This is a genomic window from Albimonas marina, assembly GCF_029223255.1.
Taxonomy (GTDB): domain Bacteria; phylum Pseudomonadota; class Alphaproteobacteria; order Rhodobacterales; family Rhodobacteraceae; genus Albimonas.
Map to the genome: position 1 here is coordinate 521,642 of NZ_JARHUC010000003.1, position 19,000 is coordinate 540,641.

18 protein-coding genes are annotated in these 19,000 nt (G+C 72.6%); 9 read left to right on the plus strand and 9 right to left on the minus strand.

The window, feature by feature from the left end:
- Positions 1-90: 90 nt before the first annotated feature.
- The 5 genes from P2H44_RS10020 to P2H44_RS10040 form a co-directional block, all read right to left on the minus strand.
- Positions 91-552 carry a globin family protein gene (locus tag P2H44_RS10020; protein WP_275763377.1) on the minus strand — a complete coding sequence of 154 codons (462 nt, stop codon included), beginning with the start codon at positions 550-552 and terminating at the stop codon, positions 91-93.
- A 94-nt stretch (positions 553-646) separates the two neighbouring features.
- Entirely contained in the window at positions 647-1,213 is a 567-nt protein-coding gene (locus P2H44_RS10025; protein ID WP_275763378.1) for a Tll0287-like domain-containing protein, read from the minus strand.
- 50 nt (positions 1,214-1,263) lie between these two features.
- Positions 1,264-2,772 (minus strand): ammonia-forming cytochrome c nitrite reductase subunit c552, encoded by a 1,509-nt coding sequence (locus P2H44_RS10030; RefSeq protein ID WP_275763379.1) that lies wholly within the window; start codon positions 2,770-2,772, stop codon positions 1,264-1,266.
- Positions 2,773-2,782: 10 nt separating this feature from the next.
- Complete coding sequence (locus P2H44_RS10035) at positions 2,783-4,798, minus strand: FAD-dependent oxidoreductase (RefSeq protein WP_275763380.1); 2,016 nt, start codon at positions 4,796-4,798, stop codon at positions 2,783-2,785.
- Between the two features lie 230 nt (positions 4,799-5,028).
- Positions 5,029-5,937: a LysR family transcriptional regulator gene (locus P2H44_RS10040; protein WP_275763381.1), complete on the minus strand. Its 909-nt coding sequence runs from the start codon at positions 5,935-5,937 to the stop codon at positions 5,029-5,031.
- Between the two features lie 306 nt (positions 5,938-6,243).
- Between P2H44_RS10040 and P2H44_RS10045 the strand changes: the two genes are divergently transcribed.
- The 3 genes from P2H44_RS10045 to P2H44_RS10055 all read left to right on the plus strand — a co-directional run bounded on the left by P2H44_RS10045 (position 6,244) and on the right by P2H44_RS10055 (position 9,456).
- A complete protein-coding gene (locus P2H44_RS10045; RefSeq protein ID WP_275763382.1) occupies positions 6,244-7,365 on the plus strand; it encodes a BMP family ABC transporter substrate-binding protein in 1,122 nt (373 codons plus the stop codon).
- A 148-nt stretch (positions 7,366-7,513) separates the two neighbouring features.
- The gene (locus P2H44_RS10050; protein WP_275763383.1) at positions 7,514-8,533 is read left to right on the plus strand and encodes an ABC transporter permease; all 1,020 of its coding nucleotides are present in this window, start codon (positions 7,514-7,516) and stop codon (positions 8,531-8,533) included.
- Positions 8,530-9,456: an ABC transporter permease gene (locus P2H44_RS10055; RefSeq protein WP_275763384.1), complete on the plus strand. Its 927-nt coding sequence runs from the start codon at positions 8,530-8,532 to the stop codon at positions 9,454-9,456. The genes P2H44_RS10050 and P2H44_RS10055 overlap by 4 nt, the downstream gene beginning before the upstream one ends.
- A gap of 47 nt (positions 9,457-9,503) precedes the next feature.
- On the opposite strand, the gene P2H44_RS10060 is transcribed toward P2H44_RS10055, so the two are convergent.
- Entirely contained in the window at positions 9,504-10,106 is a 603-nt protein-coding gene (locus tag P2H44_RS10060) for a superoxide dismutase family protein (protein ID WP_275763385.1), read from the minus strand.
- A gap of 134 nt (positions 10,107-10,240) precedes the next feature.
- On the opposite strand from P2H44_RS10060, the gene P2H44_RS10065 reads away from it, so the two are divergent.
- Genes P2H44_RS10065 through atzF form a run of 6 tightly spaced genes read left to right on the plus strand, consistent with a single transcriptional unit; the run spans position 10,241 to position 16,394 of the window.
- Entirely contained in the window at positions 10,241-11,257 is a 1,017-nt protein-coding gene (locus tag P2H44_RS10065) for a formamidase (RefSeq protein WP_275763386.1), read from the plus strand.
- Positions 11,254-11,973, plus strand: a complete 720-nt coding sequence (biuH, locus tag P2H44_RS10070) for a biuret amidohydrolase (protein ID WP_275763387.1) — start codon at positions 11,254-11,256, stop codon at positions 11,971-11,973. Before P2H44_RS10065 ends, biuH begins: the two co-directional genes overlap by 4 nt.
- On the plus strand, positions 11,970-13,493 hold the full coding sequence (locus tag P2H44_RS10075; protein ID WP_275763388.1) for an ABC transporter ATP-binding protein: 1,524 nt from the start codon (positions 11,970-11,972) through the stop codon (positions 13,491-13,493). Before biuH ends, P2H44_RS10075 begins: the two co-directional genes overlap by 4 nt.
- A complete protein-coding gene (locus P2H44_RS10080) occupies positions 13,493-14,158 on the plus strand; it encodes a cysteine hydrolase family protein (protein ID WP_275763389.1) in 666 nt (221 codons plus the stop codon). The genes P2H44_RS10075 and P2H44_RS10080 overlap by 1 nt, the downstream gene beginning before the upstream one ends.
- Position 14,159: 1 nt before the next feature.
- Positions 14,160-14,534 (plus strand): cupin domain-containing protein, encoded by a 375-nt coding sequence (locus tag P2H44_RS10085; protein WP_275763677.1) that lies wholly within the window; start codon positions 14,160-14,162, stop codon positions 14,532-14,534.
- A 54-nt stretch (positions 14,535-14,588) separates the two neighbouring features.
- Complete coding sequence (gene atzF / locus P2H44_RS10090; protein ID WP_275763390.1) at positions 14,589-16,394, plus strand: allophanate hydrolase; 1,806 nt, start codon at positions 14,589-14,591, stop codon at positions 16,392-16,394.
- A 75-nt stretch (positions 16,395-16,469) separates the two neighbouring features.
- On the opposite strand, the gene P2H44_RS10095 is transcribed toward atzF, so the two are convergent.
- Genes P2H44_RS10095 through P2H44_RS10105 form a run of 3 tightly spaced genes read right to left on the minus strand, consistent with a single transcriptional unit; the run spans position 16,470 to position 18,954 of the window.
- Positions 16,470-17,801, minus strand: a complete 1,332-nt coding sequence (locus tag P2H44_RS10095; RefSeq protein ID WP_275763391.1) for an FtsX-like permease family protein — start codon at positions 17,799-17,801, stop codon at positions 16,470-16,472.
- Positions 17,798-18,499 carry an ATP-binding cassette domain-containing protein gene (locus P2H44_RS10100; RefSeq protein ID WP_275763392.1) on the minus strand — a complete coding sequence of 234 codons (702 nt, stop codon included), beginning with the start codon at positions 18,497-18,499 and terminating at the stop codon, positions 17,798-17,800. The genes P2H44_RS10095 and P2H44_RS10100 overlap by 4 nt, the downstream gene beginning before the upstream one ends.
- Entirely contained in the window at positions 18,496-18,954 is a 459-nt protein-coding gene (locus tag P2H44_RS10105; RefSeq protein WP_275763394.1) for a hypothetical protein, read from the minus strand. The genes P2H44_RS10100 and P2H44_RS10105 overlap by 4 nt, the downstream gene beginning before the upstream one ends.
- Positions 18,955-19,000: the final 46 nt, after the last annotated feature.

The following is a 19,000-nucleotide window of genomic DNA, read 5'->3' on the forward strand; positions in this document are numbered from 1 at the left end:
CCGGGGGGCTGCTGCGGCCCGCCGCAAGCCTCGGTCCCGTCGAGACGCTGAGTCCGGCGTCGATGGCGCGCGGGCCCGGCGAGGGCGGGCTCAGTTCGGGAACAGGCGTCCCAGGAAGCTCTTCTTCTTCGCAGGCTCGGTCGGAACCTCGGCGGCGGCGGCCTTCATCGTGGTCGCGACGAGGCCGTAGGTCTCGGTCCACGCCGCGGCGACCTCGGGCGTCCAGTCCTCGCCCAGGCCCTTCTCCAGCGTGAACAGCAGGGCGGCGCCGACGGTGTCGTAGTGGGCGTCGGTCACGCCGTAGGCGACATGGCGTCGGCCCAGGTCCTGCACCGCGGGCACGATGGTCTCGACCTGGTGGAGGTTGTTCACCGCCACCGCCAGCATCTGCATCAGCTTCTTCTTCTGGTCGCCCATCTGCTCGGGGAACAGCGAGCGGACCTCGGGGGCGATCTCGAAGAGGCGGGCGTAGAAGATGTCGGCGGCCGTGTCGGCGATGGGGGCCACCTTCTTGAAGCTGGTCTGCACCAGCGCGACCTTTTCGGGCGTCATCTCGGGGTCTCCTGTGGGCCCGGCGCTGCGACGGCGCGGGCGTTGCGGGGGGGAACGCGGCCCGGCGCGCGACGGGGCGCGCCGGGAGGGGGGCTCAGCCGTCGATGGGGATGCGGATCACCACGCCGCCCATCACGTCGCCCAGCTCGAAGTCGGTGCGGGGGCTGTCCTTGTGCTGGTTGTGGCAGCTGACGCAGGCCTCGGCGACGCCGGTGTCGGCGTAGACGGCGGTGAAGTACATCTGGCCGCCCAACTCCTCCTCGCCGTACCAGTTCTCGCCCACGTTCTCGGCGACGTACTCCAGCCCCTCCTTCTCGGCGTCGGTCTTGGGGGCGTTCTGCTTGTTCACCGGCCACAGCGAGAGGAGCGAGTAGGTGAAGGCGTCCGTCTTGTCGCCGACCATCTCCGCGCCGAAGCGGAACATCTGGGCGGGCAGAGGCAGGGCCTTGTCGTCCTCGAAATGCTCCGAGGCCTTGATCACGCCCTCCTTGTTGGCCAGGCGGTTGACCACCATGCGGGTGTAGACCGTGCGGTCCGAGTTCATCACCGCGTGCAGCATGTCGGCGACCTTCTGCGGCGCGATCCCGTCCGCGGCGAGCGCCGGGGCGGCGATCCCCGCCGCGACCACCGCGGCGGCGAGTTTGATTTTATGCGCGGCCATTCCTAAACCTCCTGTTGCGACTTCGGTTGCATCTCGACGGCGGGGGAGAGTCATTGGCGTGCCTCCTCCCCCGTCGTCGCTCGCCGCGCGGCCCAGTCGATGCTCGGAACATGGGCGGCGGGACGTCCCTGGAAATTCGTCCGCACCAGCGCGGGGTCGGCCAGCGCGTCGATCGCGAAGCCGAGGCCGTGGCAGTCCATGCAGACGGGGCGGATCATCTTCTCGTTCGGCCGCAGGTAGGCGTTCTGGTCGTGCGTGGTGAACACGCGGCCGGAGGCGGGATCCTCGATCTTGGGCATGTGGCAGTCGGCGCAGCCGACGCCGGAGCCGGGCGCGCCCTCGCCCGCCATCTCCGCGAGGAACAGCGCGTAGTGGGGGGAGGCGAAGTAGGCGCGCGAATGGTCGTCGTCGTGGCACGACGCGCAGGTCTCGACCCGGGCGAGGCGGCGGTCGGGCGCGTGCGGGTCGTGGCAGGCGGCGCAGGTCAGGACCTGGTGCGCGGCCTCGGGCTTCATCGGCAGCTTCGAGGCGGCGACGGACATAGGTCGCGCGGGCTCGGCGTCGGCGAGCCAGGCGCGGATGGCGGCGGGCAGGTCCTCCTCCCACCCCTTCAGGCCGATCGCCTTCAGGCGCTTGTCGAGCTGGCGGGGCTTGGCGACGCCGGCGTGAAAGGCCATGCCGTGCCGCCCCTCGGTCCAGGTCTGCGCCTCGTCGCGGTGGCACTTCGCGCAGGCCTTCAGGTCGAAGGCGTCGGACCACTCGGCGGCCAGCGCCTCGGTGTCCCTGGCCTTGGGCGCATGGCAGGCGGCGCAGGTCACGCCCGTCTCGGCATGGGCGGAGGCGGCCCAGGCCTCCAGCTCCGCGCTCGGGAAGCGGGCGAGCACGCCCTCGGGCGCCTCGGCCTGCGCCAGCGTCAGGGGCGCGCCGCGGGGCTTGGCGAAGCGGGCGTCGGGGGCGCGCAGGGCGGCGGCGCGGGCCTGCACGGGGTGGTCGAGCAGCCACGGCTCGTCGGCGTGCTTGACCAGGAAATCCTCGTAGAGGGCGCGGTTGTCGTGGAAGTTGTGGCAGCCGGCGGAGGCGCAGGTCTCGAAGCCCAGGCCCGCGTGGCTCTCGCGTTCGGCGCGCACGTTCTGCTCGCCCTCGGCATGGCAGGCGACGCAGTAGTCCATGGCCAGCGTCACCGCGCCGGGGCGGGTCAGTTCCGGCTCGTGCTCGATATGGCAGGTGGTGCAGTCGCGCGCGTCCAGCTTCGCCCAGTAGTCGGCCATGCGCGGATCGCGGAACTTCTTCCGCGGGTGGCTGTCGTCGGAGACCTTGAGCTCGGCGTCATGGCAGTTTCGGCAGCCCTCGTTGAGGGCCTTGAGCGCCTCGGTCGTGGGGGCGAGCGGCTCGGCCCCGTGGCAGCTCTCGCAGGCGGTCTCGAACTGGGCGTGGACGCCGGTGGTCTCGCCCAGCAGCAGGGGCGTGCGGTCGCCGCCGATGAAGACCGCCGCGGCGACGGCGGCGGCGCCGGCCAGGGTCAGGGCGGTCCACAGGAGCCACAGGAGGGGGGTGCGCATGCCGGGCCCCTCAGTACGCGTAGACCGAGAGGACATGCGCCCCCAGCAGCAGCGGCAGGGGCCACAGCGCCAGGATGTGCAGCCAGACGGGGACGGTGCGCGGCGGCGCGCCAGAGGAGCCGAGGCCCGCGTCGCGAAGCTTGTGCTCGGCCCCCGTGGCGAGGCCCGCGATCCCGCCCAGCAGCAGGGCCGCCACGTAGATCGTCATCAGCGCCGAGGAGAGGTTGAGGCCGAAGCGGAACCCGGTGTGCACGAAGAGGCCGAGGCAGGCGGCGACGCCCAGGCCCAGGTGCACGATCCGCCAGCCCTCGTAGGCGCCGAGCCGCCCCAGCCGCCACCGTTTGCGCAGGCCGAGCGCCAGGAGGGCGACGGTGAGGCCCAGCAGGACGTAGCCGCTCCACTGTTTGACGAGGTTGTCGAACCACAGCGTCTCGAGCCCGCCGCGCGCGGCGAAGGCGTCGGGGACCGGGATCGCCGGGGCGAGCGCGGTGACGAGCGCCAGCAGCGCCGCGGCGATGGAGATGACCGACAGCGCCTTCCACCAGCGCGTCGCCGCGGCGGAGGCCGGCGCGCCGCCGGCGAGGATCTCCTCGAGCCGGGGGACGCAGCTTCCGCAGACCGTGCCGGCGCCGGTCTCGAAGCGCAGGGCGTCCAGGGTGGCGGCGCCGTTCGCCATCGCCTCGCCCAGGCGGCCGCGGGCGACGCCGGTGCAGTTGCACACGGTCGCCGCGGCCGGCCAGTCGGCGGCGGAACGGGGCGCGGCCGCGGGCCAGAGGGCGCCGGAGCGGCGGAAGCGCCGGGCGAAGAATGGCGGCGCGGGGGCGCGGGCGGTCACGGCCTGCTGCACGCGGTTCAGCTCGTCCCAGGGCCCGATGGCGAGCGCGCCGGTGAGGCGGCCGCGTTCGACGAAGACGCGGCGGTAGAGGCCCGCGGCCGGGTCGCGCCAGGCGAGGGCGCGAACGCCGGGGCGCTCCTCCAGCGCCTCGATGTCGCCGATCGAGAACACCTCGACGCCCACCACCTTCAGGCGGGTGGCGGGGGCCGAGCGGGCGAAGGCGGCGGGTTCGCCGCAGATCGCCTTCGCGGCGGTCTCGGCCTGGTCGAGGCAGGGGCCCACCAGCCCCTCCACCCGGTCGTCGAGCTCGGCGCATTCGCCCGCGGCGTAGACGTGGGGATGGGAGGTGCGCATGGCGGCGTCGACCAGGATTCCCCGGTGGACGGCGAGGCCGGCCTCGGCGGCGAGCGTCGTCTCCGCCCGCACGCCCGCGCAGACGACCACCGTGTCGGCGGGCAGCGTCTCGCCCGAGGAGAGGCGCAGCCCGGTCACGGCGCCGGAGGGGGCCAGCGCCTCCTCGACCCGCACGCCGGTCAGGCAGGCGATGCCGAGCGTCGCGAGCCGCGCGGCGAGCAGGGCGGCCGCCTCGGCGTCGAGCTGGCGGGGCATCAGGCGCAGCTCGTGCTCGATCACCGTGACGCGCGCGCCCTGGGCCGCCATGGCGCGCGCGGCCTCGAGCCCCAGCAGCCCGCCGCCGATCACCGCGACCTGGCGGGCGGCGAAGGCGCGGGCCTTCAGCGCGGCCGCGTCGTCGGCGTCGCGGAAGGTGAAGACGTTGCGCGCGCGCAGGCCGGGGATGGCGGGGACGAAGGCGCGCGAGCCGGTGCAGATCACCAGGTCGCGGTAGGGGAAGAGGCGGCCCGAGGCGGTCTCGACCAGGCGCGCCTCGAGGTCGATCGCCACCGCCCGCTGGCCGGCGTAGTGATGCGCCAGCCCGTCGCCCACCGGATCGCGCGGCTGGGCGACCTGGCCGAACTGCACCTCTCCGGCCAGCAGGGGCGTGAGCTTCACGCGGTTGTAGGGGGCCCAGGTCTCGGCGTTCAGCAGCGCCACGCTGCGGCCGCGGCGGGAGAGCTCGCGCGCCGCGCGGAAGCCGGCGGGGCCGCCGCCGACGACCACGACGTCGGAGCGTCGGGCGAGGCCGGCGGGCAGGTCGGTTCCGAAATCGGGGTCGTGGATGGATCCATCCATGCGGGCAGCTCCCTGGGCTGGGCTCCGGAAGTCCCGGACGCCTGGCGCGAGTGGAAAGCTGGCCCGCCGTTGGACCGCTGTTCGCCGTCAACGCTGACGACTTGAGTCGAGTTAGCCCGACTCGGCGCCGCACTGCAAGATGGATCGTTCAAATCTCGGGCAGGGAGGCGCTTCTGGTTGAGTGCTGGATGTGCATCCGAACTCGGTCGCCTGAAAAATAGTCAATGCTGTCACTCCGCGTCGAACCGCTCCTCGAACACCGCGGCCATCTGCTGGGCGAAGCGGGAGGCGGCGACGGGCAGCACCCGGCCGCGAAGCTGGCCGAGCGCCACCACCCCCGGCGGCACGTCGCGCGGGTCCAGCGCGCGCACCAGCGCCCCGGGCCATTCCGAGGCATGGGGCAGGCCGACGGGGATCTGGAAGGTCAGCATGTTCTCGGCCACCGCGTGCATGCGCAGGAACTCGAAGCTGTCGGATTCCACCGCCGCCTCCAGCGCGAAGCCCTTGGCGCGGCAGGCGAGCTCCAGCAGGTGGCGCACGCCGTATTCGGGCTCGGGCAGGGCGAGCGGATGCTGCACGCAGTCGCGCAGCCGCAGCTCGCGCGCCTCGGCCAGCGGGTGACCGGGCGCCATGATCACGTGAACGGGCTGGCGCACGCGGGCGATGGTCTGGAACTCGGCGATGCGCACCGGCTCGAAGATCAGGGCGAGGTCGACCTCGTGGTCCATCAGCGCCTGTTCGGCCTGCGCCCGGTCGCGCCGCTGGACCGAGAAGGTGACGCCCGGATGCTCGCGCCGGTAGCGCGCGATCATTTCGGGCAGGAAGAAGGGCAGGAAGGCCTGGGAGCAGGCGATGGTCACATGCCCCCGGCGCACGCCCGAGAGGTCGGCGATCTGGCCGCGCACCCGCTCGAGGTCCGAGATCTGGGCGCGGATGTGGTGGATCAGCAGCTCCCCCGCCGTCGACAGGCGCACGCCGCGGGGCAGCCGCTCGAAGATCGGTACGCCCAGCTCCTCCTCCATCGCGAGGATCCGGCGGTTGAGCGCGGTGGAGGTGATGTTGAGCGTCTCGGCCGCGCGCCGGATCGAGCCGGTGCGCGCCACCGCGTCGATGTATTGCAGGGGCAGCAGGTGCCTCATGCGGGTCTCCCTAGCGACGGCCGCCGGCCGCGCCCGCCCGCGCCGGGCGCGACGCAGGCCCTGCGGCGGCGGGCGGAGGGGGCGGGCCGGGCGCGGCCGTCGCGCCGCCGCTCCCCTCCGAAGAGGGGACCGCTGCACCCGGTGCATCGGTCCGGTGCGAAACTAGCAGAATACATCGGCGCCGCCATGGCCTGAAATGCCCCGCAGGGCGGACCGGGCCCGACGCCGAGCGCCGCGCAACGCGGTTCGGCGCGGGTCCTGGGGGGCGCCGCCCGACGACATTCCATGGCGAGCCAGGAGCCGATCATGACCGAATTCCACCGCACGTCGCGCCGCGGTTTCCTGAAATCCTCCGCGGCCCTCGCAGGCGCGGCGGCGCTGGGGGGCTTCGCCACCCGCGCGAAGGCCGCCGACCTGACCATCGGCTTCATCTACGTCGGCCCGAAGGACGACTACGGCTACAACCAGGCCCATGCCGAGGGCGCGGCGGCCGTGAAGGCGATGGAGGGGGTCACCGTCGTCGAGGAGGAGAACGTCCCCGAGTCCGTCGAGGTCCAGAAGTCGATGGAATCGATGATCAACTTCGACGGGGCGAGCCTGCTGTTCCCGACCTCCTTCGGCTACTTCGACCCGCACATCCTGGAGATGGCGAAGAAGTACCCCGACCTGCGGTTCGAGCATTGCGGCGGCCTGTGGTCGGCCGACAAGCACCCGATGAACGTGGGCTCCTACTTCGGCTACATCGGGCTGGGGCAGTACCTCAACGGCATCACCGCCGGCCACGCCACCAAGACCAAGAAGATCGGCTTCGTGGCCGCGAAGCCCATCCCGCAGGTGCTGCAGAACGTGAACTCGTTCCTGCTCGGCGCCCGCGCGGTCGACCCCGAGATCACCTGCCAGGTGATCTTCACCGGCGAGTGGTCGCTGGCGGTGAAGGAGGCCGAGGCGGTCAACGCGCTGACCGACCAGGGCGCCGACGTCATCACCTGCCACGTCGACGGCCCCAAGGTGGTGATGGAGACCGCCGCCGGGCGCGGCGCGTTCGTGTGCGGCTACCACGCCGACCAGTCCGCGCTGGCCCCCGAGAAGTACCTGACCGGCGCCGAGTGGAACTGGGCCAAGGTCTACACCGACATGGTCGCGACCGTGCAGGCGGGCGGCACGATCGACAACTTCGTGCGCGGCGGCCTCGCCGAGGGCTTCATCAAGATGTCGCCGCTGGGCCCCGCCGTCTCCGACCAGGCGCGCGCGCAGTTCGAGGCGACCAAGGCCGAGATCCTCAAGGGCGGCTTCTCGGTCTTCAAGGGCCCGATGAAGTCGAACACGGGCGACACGATCGTCGACGCGGGCCAGGCCTTCGTCGAGACGGACGTCGAGCTCGAGAGCATGGGCTACCTGGTCGAGGGCGTGATCGGTTCGACCTCCTGATCGCCCTCGCAAAGGGACCGTCGCGATGTCGGACCAGGCTGCATCATCCCCGGTGACCCCCACGGCCTCTTCCGCTGCGCAAATCGCGGCGGTCCCAGCCGCCTCCGGCGCCCTCGCCCGCTGGGCGAGGAGGCTGGAGGCGGTCGCCTTGCCCCTCGGGGCCCTGGTCGTGGGCCTTCTGGCCTTCGGCCTGTTCCTGCTGACGCTGGGCAAGAGCCCGGCGGATTTCTACGCGCTGGTCTACAAGGCCGGCTTCGGCACCTGGTTCTCGTGGCAGAACACGCTCAGCCGGGCGGCGCCGCTGCTGCTGGCGGCGCTGTGCGTGGCGCTGCCGGCGCGGCTGGGGCTGATGATCATCGGGGGCGAGGGCGCGATCGTGCTGGGCGGCGTCGCCGCCGGAGGTCTGGGCGCCGCGATCCCCTGGATGCCGGCGATCCTCGGCGTCCCGCTGATGGCCGCCTTCGCGATGCTGGTCGGGGGCGCCTGGATCGGCGCGGTCGGCGCGCTGCGCCAGAAGCGCGGGGTGAACGAGACCATCTCCTCCCTGCTGATGGCCTACATCGCCATCGCCCTGATGAACCACTTGGTCGAGGGGCCGCTGCGCGATCCCGCCAGCCTCAACAAGCCTTCCACCGCGCCGCTGGCCGAGGGGCTGCGCATCGGCGAGATGCCGGGCATGGACGTGCACTGGGGGTTCGCGCTGGGCGTGATCGCCTGCGTGATCGCCTGGGTGCTGATCGAGAAGACCACCTGGGGCTTCGCGGCCCGGCTGGTCGGCGGCAACGTGCGGGCGGCGCAGATCCAGGGGCTGCCCGTGGGGCGGCTGCTGATCGGCTTCACCGCGCTGGGCGGCGCCTTCGCGGGGCTCGCCGGGATGATCGAGGTCTCGGCCGTGCAGGGCTCGGCCAACGGCTCGCTCGCGGCCGGCTACGGCTACGCCGGCATCCTGGTCGCCTTCCTCGCGCGGCATAACGGGCTGGCGATCATCCCCGTCGCGATCCTGATCGGGGGGATGGAGGCCTCCTCCGGCCTCGTGCAGCGGCGCATGGACCTGCCGGACGCGACGGTGCTGGTGCTCGAGGGCTTCGTCTTCGTGGCCATCCTGCTCGGCGAGACCTTCTACGGCCGGTTCAAGATCTTCGCGCCCGAACGCTGGAGCCAGAAATGAACGAGACCGACATCGGCTACTGGGGCGTTCCGCTGGCCATCCTGGGCGGCGCGATCCGGGTCTCGACGCCCTTCCTGTTCGTGTCCCTGGGCGAGTGCCTGACGGAGCGGTCGGGGCGCATCAACCTCGGGCTCGAGGGGACGCTCGTCTTCGGCGCCATGGCCGGCTACGCCATCGCCTACGAGACGGGGAATCCCTGGGCGGGCGTGCTGGCGGCGGCGCTGGCCGGCGCGGTCTTCGGGCTGGTGCACGGGCTGATGTGCTCGCTGCCCAAGGTCAACGACATCGCCATCGGCATCGCCCTGATGCTGTTCGGCATGGGCTTGGCCTTCTTCTTCGGCAAGCCCTACATCCAGCCCGTCGCGCCCGACCTGCCGGCGATCGAGCTCGGGTCGTGGTCCTCCTACCCGCAGGTGCAGGCGGCGCTGAGGGTCAACGTCCTCTTCGTCATCGGCGCGGTGCTGGCGGTGGTGCTGTGGTGGGTGTTCCGGGCCACCAAGGTGGGCCTGATCGTGCGCGTGGTGGGCGACTCCACCGACGCGGCGCGGGCCATGGGGCTCAGGCCCAACCGGATCCGCATCGCCTCGACCGCCGTCGGCGGCGCCTCGGCGGGCGTGGCGGGGGCGTACCTGTCGCTCTACTACCCCGGCTCGTGGAACGAGGGGATCTCGTCCGGGCAGGGGCTGATGGCGGTGGCGCTGGTGATCTTCGCCCGCTGGAACCCGATCCAGTGCTTCGGCGCCGCGCTGCTGTTCGGGGGCGCGGGCGCGCTGGGGCCGGCGCTGCAGTCCGTCGGGATCACCTCGGGCTACTACATGTTCTACGCCGCGCCCTACGTGCTGACGCTGGGCATGCTGATCGCCACCTCCTCGACCACGCGGGCCATGACCGGCGCGCCGGGCGAGCTGTCGATCACCAAGTGAGGGGCGAAGACATGCACCTCCGCCCCCCCATGGCTCCGGGTCCGCGCTCAGAGCGCCTCGATCACGCCGCAGGCGATGCGGGGGCCCGAGGCGCCGGCGGGATCGGTGGCGTAGTCGTCGGGTCCCTGGTGGATCATCAGCGCCGCGCCGTCCGCGTCGAGCACGGCCGTCCGGCCGCGGCCGCCGAAGAGCGACTGGGCCGAATCCTCGAGCTTCTCGACCGGCGTCTCCCCGTCGGAATCCGCCAGCTTGGCGAGCGGGGCGAGCGTGGTGATCTTCAGCGTTCCGCTCTGAGGCACATGGATGTTGGGCAGGTCGCCGGCGTGGGGCCCGTCCGCGGCCAGGAACCCGTGGGGCGCGTCGTCGGAGCCCAGGTGGCCGCCGGCGGCGCCGAAGTCCGGCCCGCACTTGCCGACCGCGTGGATGTGGAAGCCGTGCTCGCCCTCGGGCGCCTCGGTCAGCTCGAGCTCGATCAGCACGCCGGCGGGGGTGTTGTAGAGCGAGGCGACGCCCACCGGGTTCCCCTCGGGGCTCAGCAGCTTGGCGGTGGCGTCCTGGGCGCGGGCGGCGTCGGCCACGAGCGCGAGGCCCATCGCGCCGGCCATGGCCAGCGAGACGGAGAGCGTGAAGGGCAGGGCGCGTCGGGTCATCGGGGTCTCCTGAAGCGTCGGGCCGGCGGGGTCGCCGGCGGGTCCGTCGCATCTGATATGGGCGCCGCGCCGCGGCGGCGCGATGGCGGGCGCATGGCGCCCTCGCGACATGCACCGAAAAGAAAGGATGCGCGATGAACGGCCTGGGCGGTCTGAACCCCTCTGCGAACGGCGTGGTGATCGGGCTGGTGCAGCTTCAGCTGCCCGTCGTGGTCACGCCCGACGACCTGGCGCGGCAGACCGCGCGGATCGTCGAGATGGTGGGCAAGGCCCGGCGCAACATGGCGGGGATGGACCTGGTGGTGTTCCCCGAATACGCGCTGCACGGCCTGTCGATGGACATCAACCCGGCGATCATGTGCTCGGTCGACGGGCCCGAGGTGGCCGCCTTCAAGCAGGCCTGCATCGACAACAAGATCTGGGGTTGCTTCTCGATCATGGAGCTGAACCCGGGCGGGATGCCCTGGAACACGGGCCTGATCATCGACGACCAGGGCGAGATCCAGCTCTACTACCGCAAGATGCACCCCTGGGTGCCGGTCGAGCCGTGGGAGCCGGGCGACCAGGGCATTCCCGTCATCACCGGGCCCAAGGGCTGCAAGCTGGCGCTGATCATCTGCCATGACGGCATGTTCCCCGAGATGGCGCGCGAATGCGCCTACAAGGGCGCCGAGATCATGCTGCGCACCGCCGGCTACACCGCCCCGATCCGCGACAGCTGGCGCTTCACCAACCAGGCCAACGCCTTCCAGAACCTGATGGTGACGGCGAACGTGTGCATGTGCGGCTCGGACGGCACCTTCGACTCGATGGGCGAGGGGATGATCTGCAACTTCGACGGCTCGGTCATCGCGCATGGCACGAGCGGCCGGCCGGACGAGATCATCACCGCCGAGGTCCGCCCCGACCTGGTGCGCGAGGCGCGCGAGGGCTGGGGGGTGGAGAACAACATCTACCAGCTCTTCCACCGCGGCTACGTCGCGGTGAAGGGGGGCGCGCAGGACTGCCCCTACACCTTCATGCAGGACATGGTCGCGGGCACGGCCCGGCTGCCGTGGGAGGACGCGGTGAAGATCACCGACGGCACCTCCTGCGGCTTCCCCGAGCCGACGCGGACCTTCGCCCCGGGCGCCAAGGAGGCTGCGGAATGAACGCGATGGACGAGATCGTCGAGACGACCGGCCCGCTGGCCGCCGATCCCTATCCCTGGCCGTACAACGGCGACCTGCGCCCCGAGAACACGGCGCTGATCGTCATCGACATGCAGACCGACTTCTGCGGCGTCGGCGGCTACGTGGACAAGATGGGCTACGACCTGTCGAACACTCGCGCGCCCATCGAGCCGATCAAGACGGTGCTGGCGGCGATGCGCGCCTGGGGCGGGCTGGTGATCCACACTCGCGAAGGCCACCGGCCCGACCTGGGCGACCTGCCCGAGAACAAGCGCTGGCGCTCCCGCCGCATCGGCGCGGGCATCGGCGATCCCGGCCCCTGCGGGCGGATCCTCACCCGCGGCGAGCCCGGCTGGGAGATCATCGAGGAGCTGGCCCCCATCGAGGGCGAGCCGATCATCGACAAGCCGGGCAAGGGCAGCTTCTACGCCACCGACCTGGAGCTGCTGCTGCGCACGAAGGGCATCCAGAACTTCGTGCTGACCGGCATCACCACCGACGTGTGCGTGCACACCACCATGCGCGACGCCAACGACCGCGGCTTCGAGTGCCTGCTGCTCGAGGACTGCTGCGGGGCGACCGACATGGGCAACCACCTGGCCGCGATCAAGATGATCAAGATGCAGGGCGGGGTGTTCGGCGCGGTGTCGAACTCGAAGGACTTCGTGGCCTGCCTGGAGGCGGTCGGAAAATGACCGTCCTGCCCGAGATGAAGGCGCTGGGCGTCGAGACGGTCGGGATGACCAAGCGCTTCGGGGGCTTCACCGCGCTCGACGACGTCTCGATCAAGGTCGCGCCGGGCTCGTTCCACGCCCTGCTGGGGGAGAACGGGGCGGGCAAGTCGACGCTCGTGAAATGCATGATGGGCTTCTACACGCCCACCGAGGGCCAGGTGATCGTGGGCGCGCGGGAGGTCGACATCCCCGACCCGCGCACCGCCCACGCCATGGGCCTGGGCATGGTCTACCAGCATTTCACCCTGGTCCCCTCGCTGACCGCGGCCGAGAACCTGGTGATCAGCCGGGAGGACGCGCCCAAGATCATCGACTGGCGCAAGGAGCGGCGGGCGCTGGAGTCCTTCATGGACACCATGCCCTTCAAGGTGCCGCTGAACGTGCCGGTGATGCGCCTGTCGGCGGGCGAGCGGCAGAAGCTGGAGATCCTCAAGCAGCTCTACCTCGGGCGGCGGTTCCTGATCCTGGACGAGCCGACCTCGGTCCTCACGCCGTCGGAGGCGGACGAGGTGCTCGGGGTGGTGCGCGGGCTGACGGAGGCGGGCGAGATCTCGGTCCTGATGATCTCCCACAAGTTCCGGGAGGTGACGGCCTTCGCCGACGAGGTGTCGGTGCTGCGGCGGGGCGTGAAGACCGGCGGAGGGCTCGTGAAGAACCTGAGCCATGCCGACATGGCCGAGATGATGGTGGGCGCCGAGACGCTGGCCAAGCCCGCCGCGCGCACCGGCCGTCCCGGCGCGGTGGTGCTGCGGGTCGAGGGGGTGCGGGCCACCGACGCCTCGGGCCTCAAGCAGATCGAGATCGACGGATTCGAGGTCCGCGCGGGCGAGGTGGTGGGGGTCGCCGGCGTCTCGGGCAACGGCCAGTCGGAGTTCATGGAGATCCTGACCCAGCAGCGCCCTTGCGAGGCGGGGGTGATCAAGGTCCACGGCGTGCCCTACCGCGCCACGCGCGAGGAGCAGCGCCGCCTGAAGGTGCGCTACCTGCCCGAGGAGCCGCTGAAGAACGCCTGCGCGGCGCGGATGAGCGTGGCCGAGAACATCTCGTTCCGCAGCTTCGATGTGAACGGCAAGGGCACGCGCATCTGGCTGGACGGCGCGGGCATGACCCGGCTGGGGGCCGAGATGGTCAAGGCCTTCAAGGTGAAGACCGCGAGCCTCGAGAGCCCGATCGCCAGCCTCTCGGGCGGCAACGTCCAGCGCGCGGTGCTGAGCCGGGAGCTGTCGGGCGAGGTGGACCTGCTGATCATCTCCAACCCGTGCTTCGGCCTCGACTTCACCGCCGTCGCGGAGATCCGGCAGCGGATCATGGCGGCGCGGAACGGGGGGGCGGCGGTGCTGCTGATGTCCGAGGACCTCGACGAGATCCTGGAGCTGTCGGACCGCATCGTGGTGATGTCCGAGGGGCGCTTCGCCTACGAGGTCGCCGCCGAGCAGGCGGACGTGGCCGAGATCGGCCGGCACATGGCGGGGCACGACTGATGGCGACGCTGGCGGCCGACCCGTTTCCCATCGAGCTGGACCTCCCGGCGCTGGGCCTGGTGGTGATCGACATGCAGCGCGACTTCGTCGAGGCGGGGGGCTTCGGCGCCTCGCTGGGCAACGACGTCGGCCTGCTGCGCGCGATCATCCCCACGACCGCGCGCCTGATCGCGGGCTTTCGCGAGGCGGGCCTGCCGGTGATCCACACGCGCGAGTGCCACCGGCCGGACCTGTCGGACCTGCCGCCGGCGAAGCGCGACCGGGGAAACCCCGCGCTGCGCATCGGGGACGAGGGGCCGATGGGCCGGATCCTGATCGCGGGCGAGCCGGGGGCGGACATCATCCCCGAGCTCTACCCGATCGAGGGCGAGACGGTGATCGACAAGCCGGGGAAGGGCGCCTTCTACGCCACCCCCTTCGGGGAGGTGCTGAAGGCGAAGGGGCTCAGGCAGCTCGTCTTCGCGGGCGTCACCACCGAGGTCTGCGTGCAGACCACCATGCGCGAGGCGAACGACCGGGGCTTCGAGTGCATCCTCGCGACCGATGCGACCGAGTCCTACTTCCCCGCGTTCAAGCAGGCGGCCATCGAGATGATCCGCGCCCAGGGCGCCATCGTCGGCTGGACCGCGACCACCGACCAGATCCGGGAGGCGCTGGGTGTCTGAGATGATTTCGGCCGCGCCCGTCACCGACGCGCCCGCGGTGCTGCGCGGCTTCCTGCCCGCGGTCCTCGCCGGCGGCTGGACGGCGCTTCCCTTCGATTTCTTCCGCGAGGGCGTGGAGATCCATCGCCTCGCGGAGGGCCCCGCCGCGGTCGCGCTTCTTCGGTACGCGCCGGGCGCCTCGGTGCCGCGGCACCGGCACACGGGGCTCGAGACCATCGTGGTGCTCGAGGGGACCCAATCCGACGACAACGGCGTGGCCCGGGCGGGCGACGTGGTGTTCAATCCCGAGGGCAGCGTGCACAGCGTCTGGTCCGAGGACGGCTGCGTGGTGCTGATCCACTGGACGCGGCCGGTGGAATTCGTGGAACCGGCCTGAGCGCGGGCTCGGGGCGAAACGGCTCGGCGTCGAACAAGAAAGCGAGGCGATCCCATGAAGGACCTGCCCTTCCATATCTCGGCCCTGCATGCGGCCTACGCCAAGGGCGTCTCCCCCGTCGAGGTGATCGAGGAGGCCTGGCGGCGCATCGAGGCGGCCGGCGATCCCGGCATCTTCCTGCACCTGGTGGACCTCGAGACCCTGCGGGGGGAGGCGGCGGCGCTGCCGCCCTTCGATCCCGCGGCGAAGCCGCTGTGGGGCGTGCCCTTCGCGGTGAAGGACAACATCGACGCCGCCGGCTGCCCGACCACCTGCGCCTGTCCCGCCTCGGTCTACCAGGCGAAGGAGGACGCGGTGGTGGTCGCGGCCCTGCGCGCGGCGGGCGCGATCCTGGTGGGCAAGACCAACCTCGACCAGTTCGCGACCGGTCTGGTGGGCGTGCGCTCGCCCTATCCGCCGCCGAAGAACGCGGTGGATCCGGAGATCGTGCCGGGGGGCTCGTCCTCGGGCTCGGCGGTGGCGGTGGCGCGAGGGCTGGTGAGCTTCTCGCTCGGGACCGACACGGCGGGGTCCGGCCGGGTGCCGGCGGCGCTGAACAACATCGTGGGGCTGAAGCCCACGCTGGGGGCGCTGTCGGCGACGGGGATGGTTCCGGCATGCCGGACGCTCGACACGATCTCGATCTTCGCGCTGACCGTGGGCGACGCCTGGACGGCGTTCCAGGCGGCCTCGGTCTACGATCCGGGCGACGCCTACGCGCGGCCGGCGGTCGCCCCGGCGCTGTCGGCCACGCCCCCGTCCTTCAAGGTCGGCGTCCCCTCGCCCGCCACCCGCGTCTTCTTCGGCGACGCCGCGCAGGAGGCCGCCTACGAGGCCGCCCTGGCGGAGCTGGAGGCGCTGGGCGGGGAGCTGGTGGAGCTCGACTTCCAGCCCTTCTACGAGGTGGCGAAGCTGCTCTACGAAGGCCCCTGGGTGGGCGAGCGCTGGGCCGCGACCGAGGAGATCATCCGCGACCGGCCCGAGGAGATGCACCCCGTCACCCGGGCGATCATCGGCAAGGCCGAGGGGTTCTCGGCCGCCGACGCCTTCAAGGGCCAGTACGCGCTGCAGGCGCTGAAGCGGGCCACGCAGCCGATGGTGGACGGCGTCGACCTGATGGCCGTGCCCACCATCCCCACCTTCTACTCGGTGGCGGACCTGGAGGCGGATCCGGTGACGCCGAACTCCAACTTCGGCACCTACACGAACTTCGTGAACCTGCTCGACATGTGCGGCCTCGCCGTGCCGATGGCGGCGCGGGGCGACGGGCGGCCGGGCTCGCTGACGCTGCTGGCGAAGGCGGGGCGCGACGCGCTGCTGGCGAGCCTGGGCGAGACGCTGCACGCCCGCGCCGGGGTGCGGCTGGGGGCGACGGGCTGGATGGCCCCGCGGGGGCCCGAGCGGCGCCCGGCGGCGATGGCCGACGAGATCCCGCTCGCCGCGGTGGGCGCGCACATGTCGGGCCTGCCGCTGAACGGCGAGCTGACCCGGCTGGGGGCGCGATTCCTGCGGGCGACCACCACCTCGGCCGACTATCGCCTGCACGCGCTGCCGGGCGGGCCGCCGAAGCGGCCGGGGATGGTGCGCGCGAAGGACGGGGCGCAGATCGCGCTGGAGGTCTGGGCGGTGCCGACCGCGCGCTTCGGCGAGTTCATCGCCGGCGTGCCCGCGCCGCTGTCGATCGGCACGGTGGAGCTGGCGGACGGCACGACTGTGAAGGGGTTCCTGTGCGAGGCCGCGGGCCTCGAGGGGGCCGAGGACGTCACCGCCTATGGCGGCTGGCGGGCCTATCTGGACGCGGGCGCCTCGGACGCCGCCTGAGCGGCGCGGGGCTCCCGGTTGGGGGGAACGGGCGGGCGGCGCGTGGGGCGTCACCCGCCCGTGGCCGTTCGGGGCTCAGCCGGCGCGCAGATCCTCGACCGGGGCGCGTCGGTAGGCGGCGACGGCGGGGGCGAGGGCCAGGATCGAGGCGAGCGTGAAGGCCGCGGCGGCGAGCTGCACCTCGGGCCAGCCGAGCGAGGCCGCGACCGCCATGCCCGTGCGCGCCGAGACCGCCGCCGAGACCAGCCCCGCCGAGGCCCAGCCGAGCGCGAGGCCGCCGAGGCAGCCCGCCCCCAGCAGGCAGGCGGCGTAGAGCCAGACCACCCCCAGCACGAAGCGTCGCGGCGCGCCCATCGCCCGCAGCAGGGCGAAGCGGCGCGCGAAGAGGCGGGCGAGAGCCACCAGCCCCGCCAGCACCCCCGCGGCGGCCAGCGCCTGGGTGAGGATCGCCATCAGCGACATCGCCTCGCGCACGTCGCCCAGCACCGAGTGCAGGCGCGCGAGCGTGGCGCCGGGGAAGAAGGCCATGGCGCCGTCGCGGTCGTGGCGCGCGCGGATCGCGTAGGCGTCGGCCAGCGTCGCGCCGGACAGGACGAAGGCGGGGGCTCCGGGGAAGAAGGCCGGGTCGAAGGGGGGGCCGAGCAGCTCGGCCCGCTCGGGCGCGTGGCCGGGGGCGAGGCCGTGCATCTCCCACAGCGCCTCGATGGGCACGAGGATGGCGCGGTCCCAGGGGCCGCCTGTCGGGGCCATGCGGCCGACGACATGGAGGGCGTGGCCCTCGTGGGCATGCGCGTCGGCGCCGTCGCCCGCGCCATGGGCGGGTTCGAGCGCGTCGCCGAGGCGGACCGCAGCGTAGGCGCCCACGACGGCCTCGTCGTGCTCGGCCCAGGGGCGCCCCTCGGCGAAGGGGCCGGAGAGGCGCTCGACGAAGGCGGCGGTGGTTCCGACGATGGGGGCGCCCTCGTGGCTGTCGCCGAAGGCGACGGGGGCGGCGAGGGAGACGCGGGGATCCTCCTGGATCGCGCGCAGGGCGTCGGCGCCGAGCAGGGGCAGGGCGGCGGCGGGCTGGAGGTAGACGGTCGAGAGGAGGACGCGGATCTCGTCGCCCGGCGCCGCCACGATCACGTCGAACGGGTCGGCGACGCGGGCGGCGGCCTGGCGCAGGGCGCGCTCCTGGCTCAGCAGCGCGCCGCCGAGGCCGACCGAGAGGGCCATGAGCGCCACGAACAGCAGGTTCGTCCAGCGGAAGCGCAGCAGCAGCGCGCGGGCGAGCGGCCAGGGCGCCTGGCCGCGCAGGGCGAGGAGCGCGAGCAGGGCCGCGGGGGCCAGCAGCGCCAGCGTGAGGGCGAGGTCCTGCGCCGCGTTGGGCAGCGCGCGCCAGAGGTCGGAGGCGAGATCGGCGATCACTGGCGCACCTGTCCGTCGACCACCTGCACGACCCGGTCCATGGCCGCCATCATCGCGGCGTCGTGGCTGACGGCGATCACCGTGCGGCCCCGCTCCCGCGCGGCGGCGAGAAGATCCGCGACCAGGCGGTCGGCGTTCTCCCGGTCGAGGCTCGCCGTCGGCTCGTCGGCCAGGATCGCGGCGGGGTCGCGGGCGAGCGCCCGGGCCGCGGCGATCCGCTGACGCTCGCCGCCCGAGAGGCCGGAGACGGAGCGCGCGGCGATGGGGGCGCCGAAGCGAGAAAGGAGCTCCGCCGCGCGGGCGCGGATCGCGGCGCGCTCGGCCCGCGGCGCCCAGGCGGCGGCGACGGCGGCGTTGTCGAGGGGGGAGAGCTCTTCGAGCAGCAGGAAGTCCTGGAAGATCAGGCCCAGGGCGCGGCGACGGAAGGCGTCGCGGGCGGCCTCGGGCAGGGCGGCGAGGTCGGTCCCGCCCCACATCACCCGGCCGGCGGAGACCGGGATCAGGCCGGAGATCGCGTGCAGCAGCGTCGACTTGCCCGCGCCCGACGGCCCCTGGATGCCGAGCGTCGCGCCGGCGGGCACGTGCAGACGCTCGACCGACAGGATCGTGCGGCCCTCGGGCGTGCGGACCACCAGCCCCTCGATCCGCAGGTCGGGGGCGGTGGATCCGGCCGGGGCCTCGACGGGGGCGAGCTTCATGCCCGCTCGATCTCCGCCTCTTCGACGCGGACGCGGGAGACGAAGCCGGTCTCGGGGTCGGTCCGCGTGCCCAGCGACAGGCGGCCGGAAACCGCGATCTTCACGTTGAAGGGCACGACGTCGAACACCCGGCGGGTGAGGACGGCGAGGATGTCGTCGGGCCACTCGGCCTCGGATTCGCAGAAGGGGCAGACGGCGAGGGGGCGGTTGGTGAGCACGAAGAAGGTGCTCTCCGCCTTCAGGGGCGGGGCCATGAAGCCCTCGATCCTGACGCGCTCGCCTTCATGGTCGCGGGCGAAGGGGGAGAAGGAGAGGTCCTTCTCATAGAGGTCGCGCAGGCGGACGGTGGGCACGTCCGCGCGCGCCGCGGGGGCGCGCAGCAGGAGGGGCGCGGCGGCGAGGAGCGGGGCGGCGCGCAGCAGGTCTCGGCGGACGGGCGGAAGGGGCTTGGACATCACGGTCTCCCGTATCCGCGGCGGAGCCCCGGCGCAGGCGGGGGCG

Excerpts from the sequence above, each read along its gene's own strand:
- biuH (WP_275763387.1), top strand. The coding sequence starts at position 11,254 with ATGAACGCGATGGACGAGATCGTCGAGACGACCGGCCCGCTGGCCGCC.
- P2H44_RS10055 (WP_275763384.1), top strand. The coding sequence starts at position 8,530 with ATGAACGAGACCGACATCGGCTACTGGGGCGTTCCGCTGGCCATCCTG.
- P2H44_RS10035 (WP_275763380.1), bottom strand. The coding sequence starts at position 4,798 with ATGGATGGATCCATCCACGACCCCGATTTCGGAACCGACCTGCCCGCC.
- P2H44_RS10085 (WP_275763677.1), top strand. The coding sequence starts at position 14,160 with ATGATTTCGGCCGCGCCCGTCACCGACGCGCCCGCGGTGCTGCGCGGC.
- P2H44_RS10040 (WP_275763381.1), bottom strand. The coding sequence starts at position 5,937 with ATGAGGCACCTGCTGCCCCTGCAATACATCGACGCGGTGGCGCGCACC.
- P2H44_RS10105 (WP_275763394.1), bottom strand. The coding sequence starts at position 18,954 with ATGTCCAAGCCCCTTCCGCCCGTCCGCCGAGACCTGCTGCGCGCCGCC.
- P2H44_RS10100 (WP_275763392.1), bottom strand. The coding sequence starts at position 18,499 with ATGAAGCTCGCCCCCGTCGAGGCCCCGGCCGGATCCACCGCCCCCGAC.
- P2H44_RS10045 (WP_275763382.1), top strand. The coding sequence starts at position 6,244 with ATGACCGAATTCCACCGCACGTCGCGCCGCGGTTTCCTGAAATCCTCC.
- P2H44_RS10080 (WP_275763389.1), top strand. The coding sequence starts at position 13,493 with ATGGCGACGCTGGCGGCCGACCCGTTTCCCATCGAGCTGGACCTCCCG.
- P2H44_RS10030 (WP_275763379.1), bottom strand. The coding sequence starts at position 2,772 with ATGCGCACCCCCCTCCTGTGGCTCCTGTGGACCGCCCTGACCCTGGCC.
- P2H44_RS10075 (WP_275763388.1), top strand. The coding sequence starts at position 11,970 with ATGACCGTCCTGCCCGAGATGAAGGCGCTGGGCGTCGAGACGGTCGGG.
- atzF (WP_275763390.1), top strand. The coding sequence starts at position 14,589 with ATGAAGGACCTGCCCTTCCATATCTCGGCCCTGCATGCGGCCTACGCC.
- P2H44_RS10025 (WP_275763378.1), bottom strand. The coding sequence starts at position 1,213 with ATGGCCGCGCATAAAATCAAACTCGCCGCCGCGGTGGTCGCGGCGGGG.
- P2H44_RS10060 (WP_275763385.1), bottom strand. The coding sequence starts at position 10,106 with ATGACCCGACGCGCCCTGCCCTTCACGCTCTCCGTCTCGCTGGCCATG.
- P2H44_RS10020 (WP_275763377.1), bottom strand. The coding sequence starts at position 552 with ATGACGCCCGAAAAGGTCGCGCTGGTGCAGACCAGCTTCAAGAAGGTG.
- P2H44_RS10065 (WP_275763386.1), top strand. The coding sequence starts at position 10,241 with ATGAACGGCCTGGGCGGTCTGAACCCCTCTGCGAACGGCGTGGTGATC.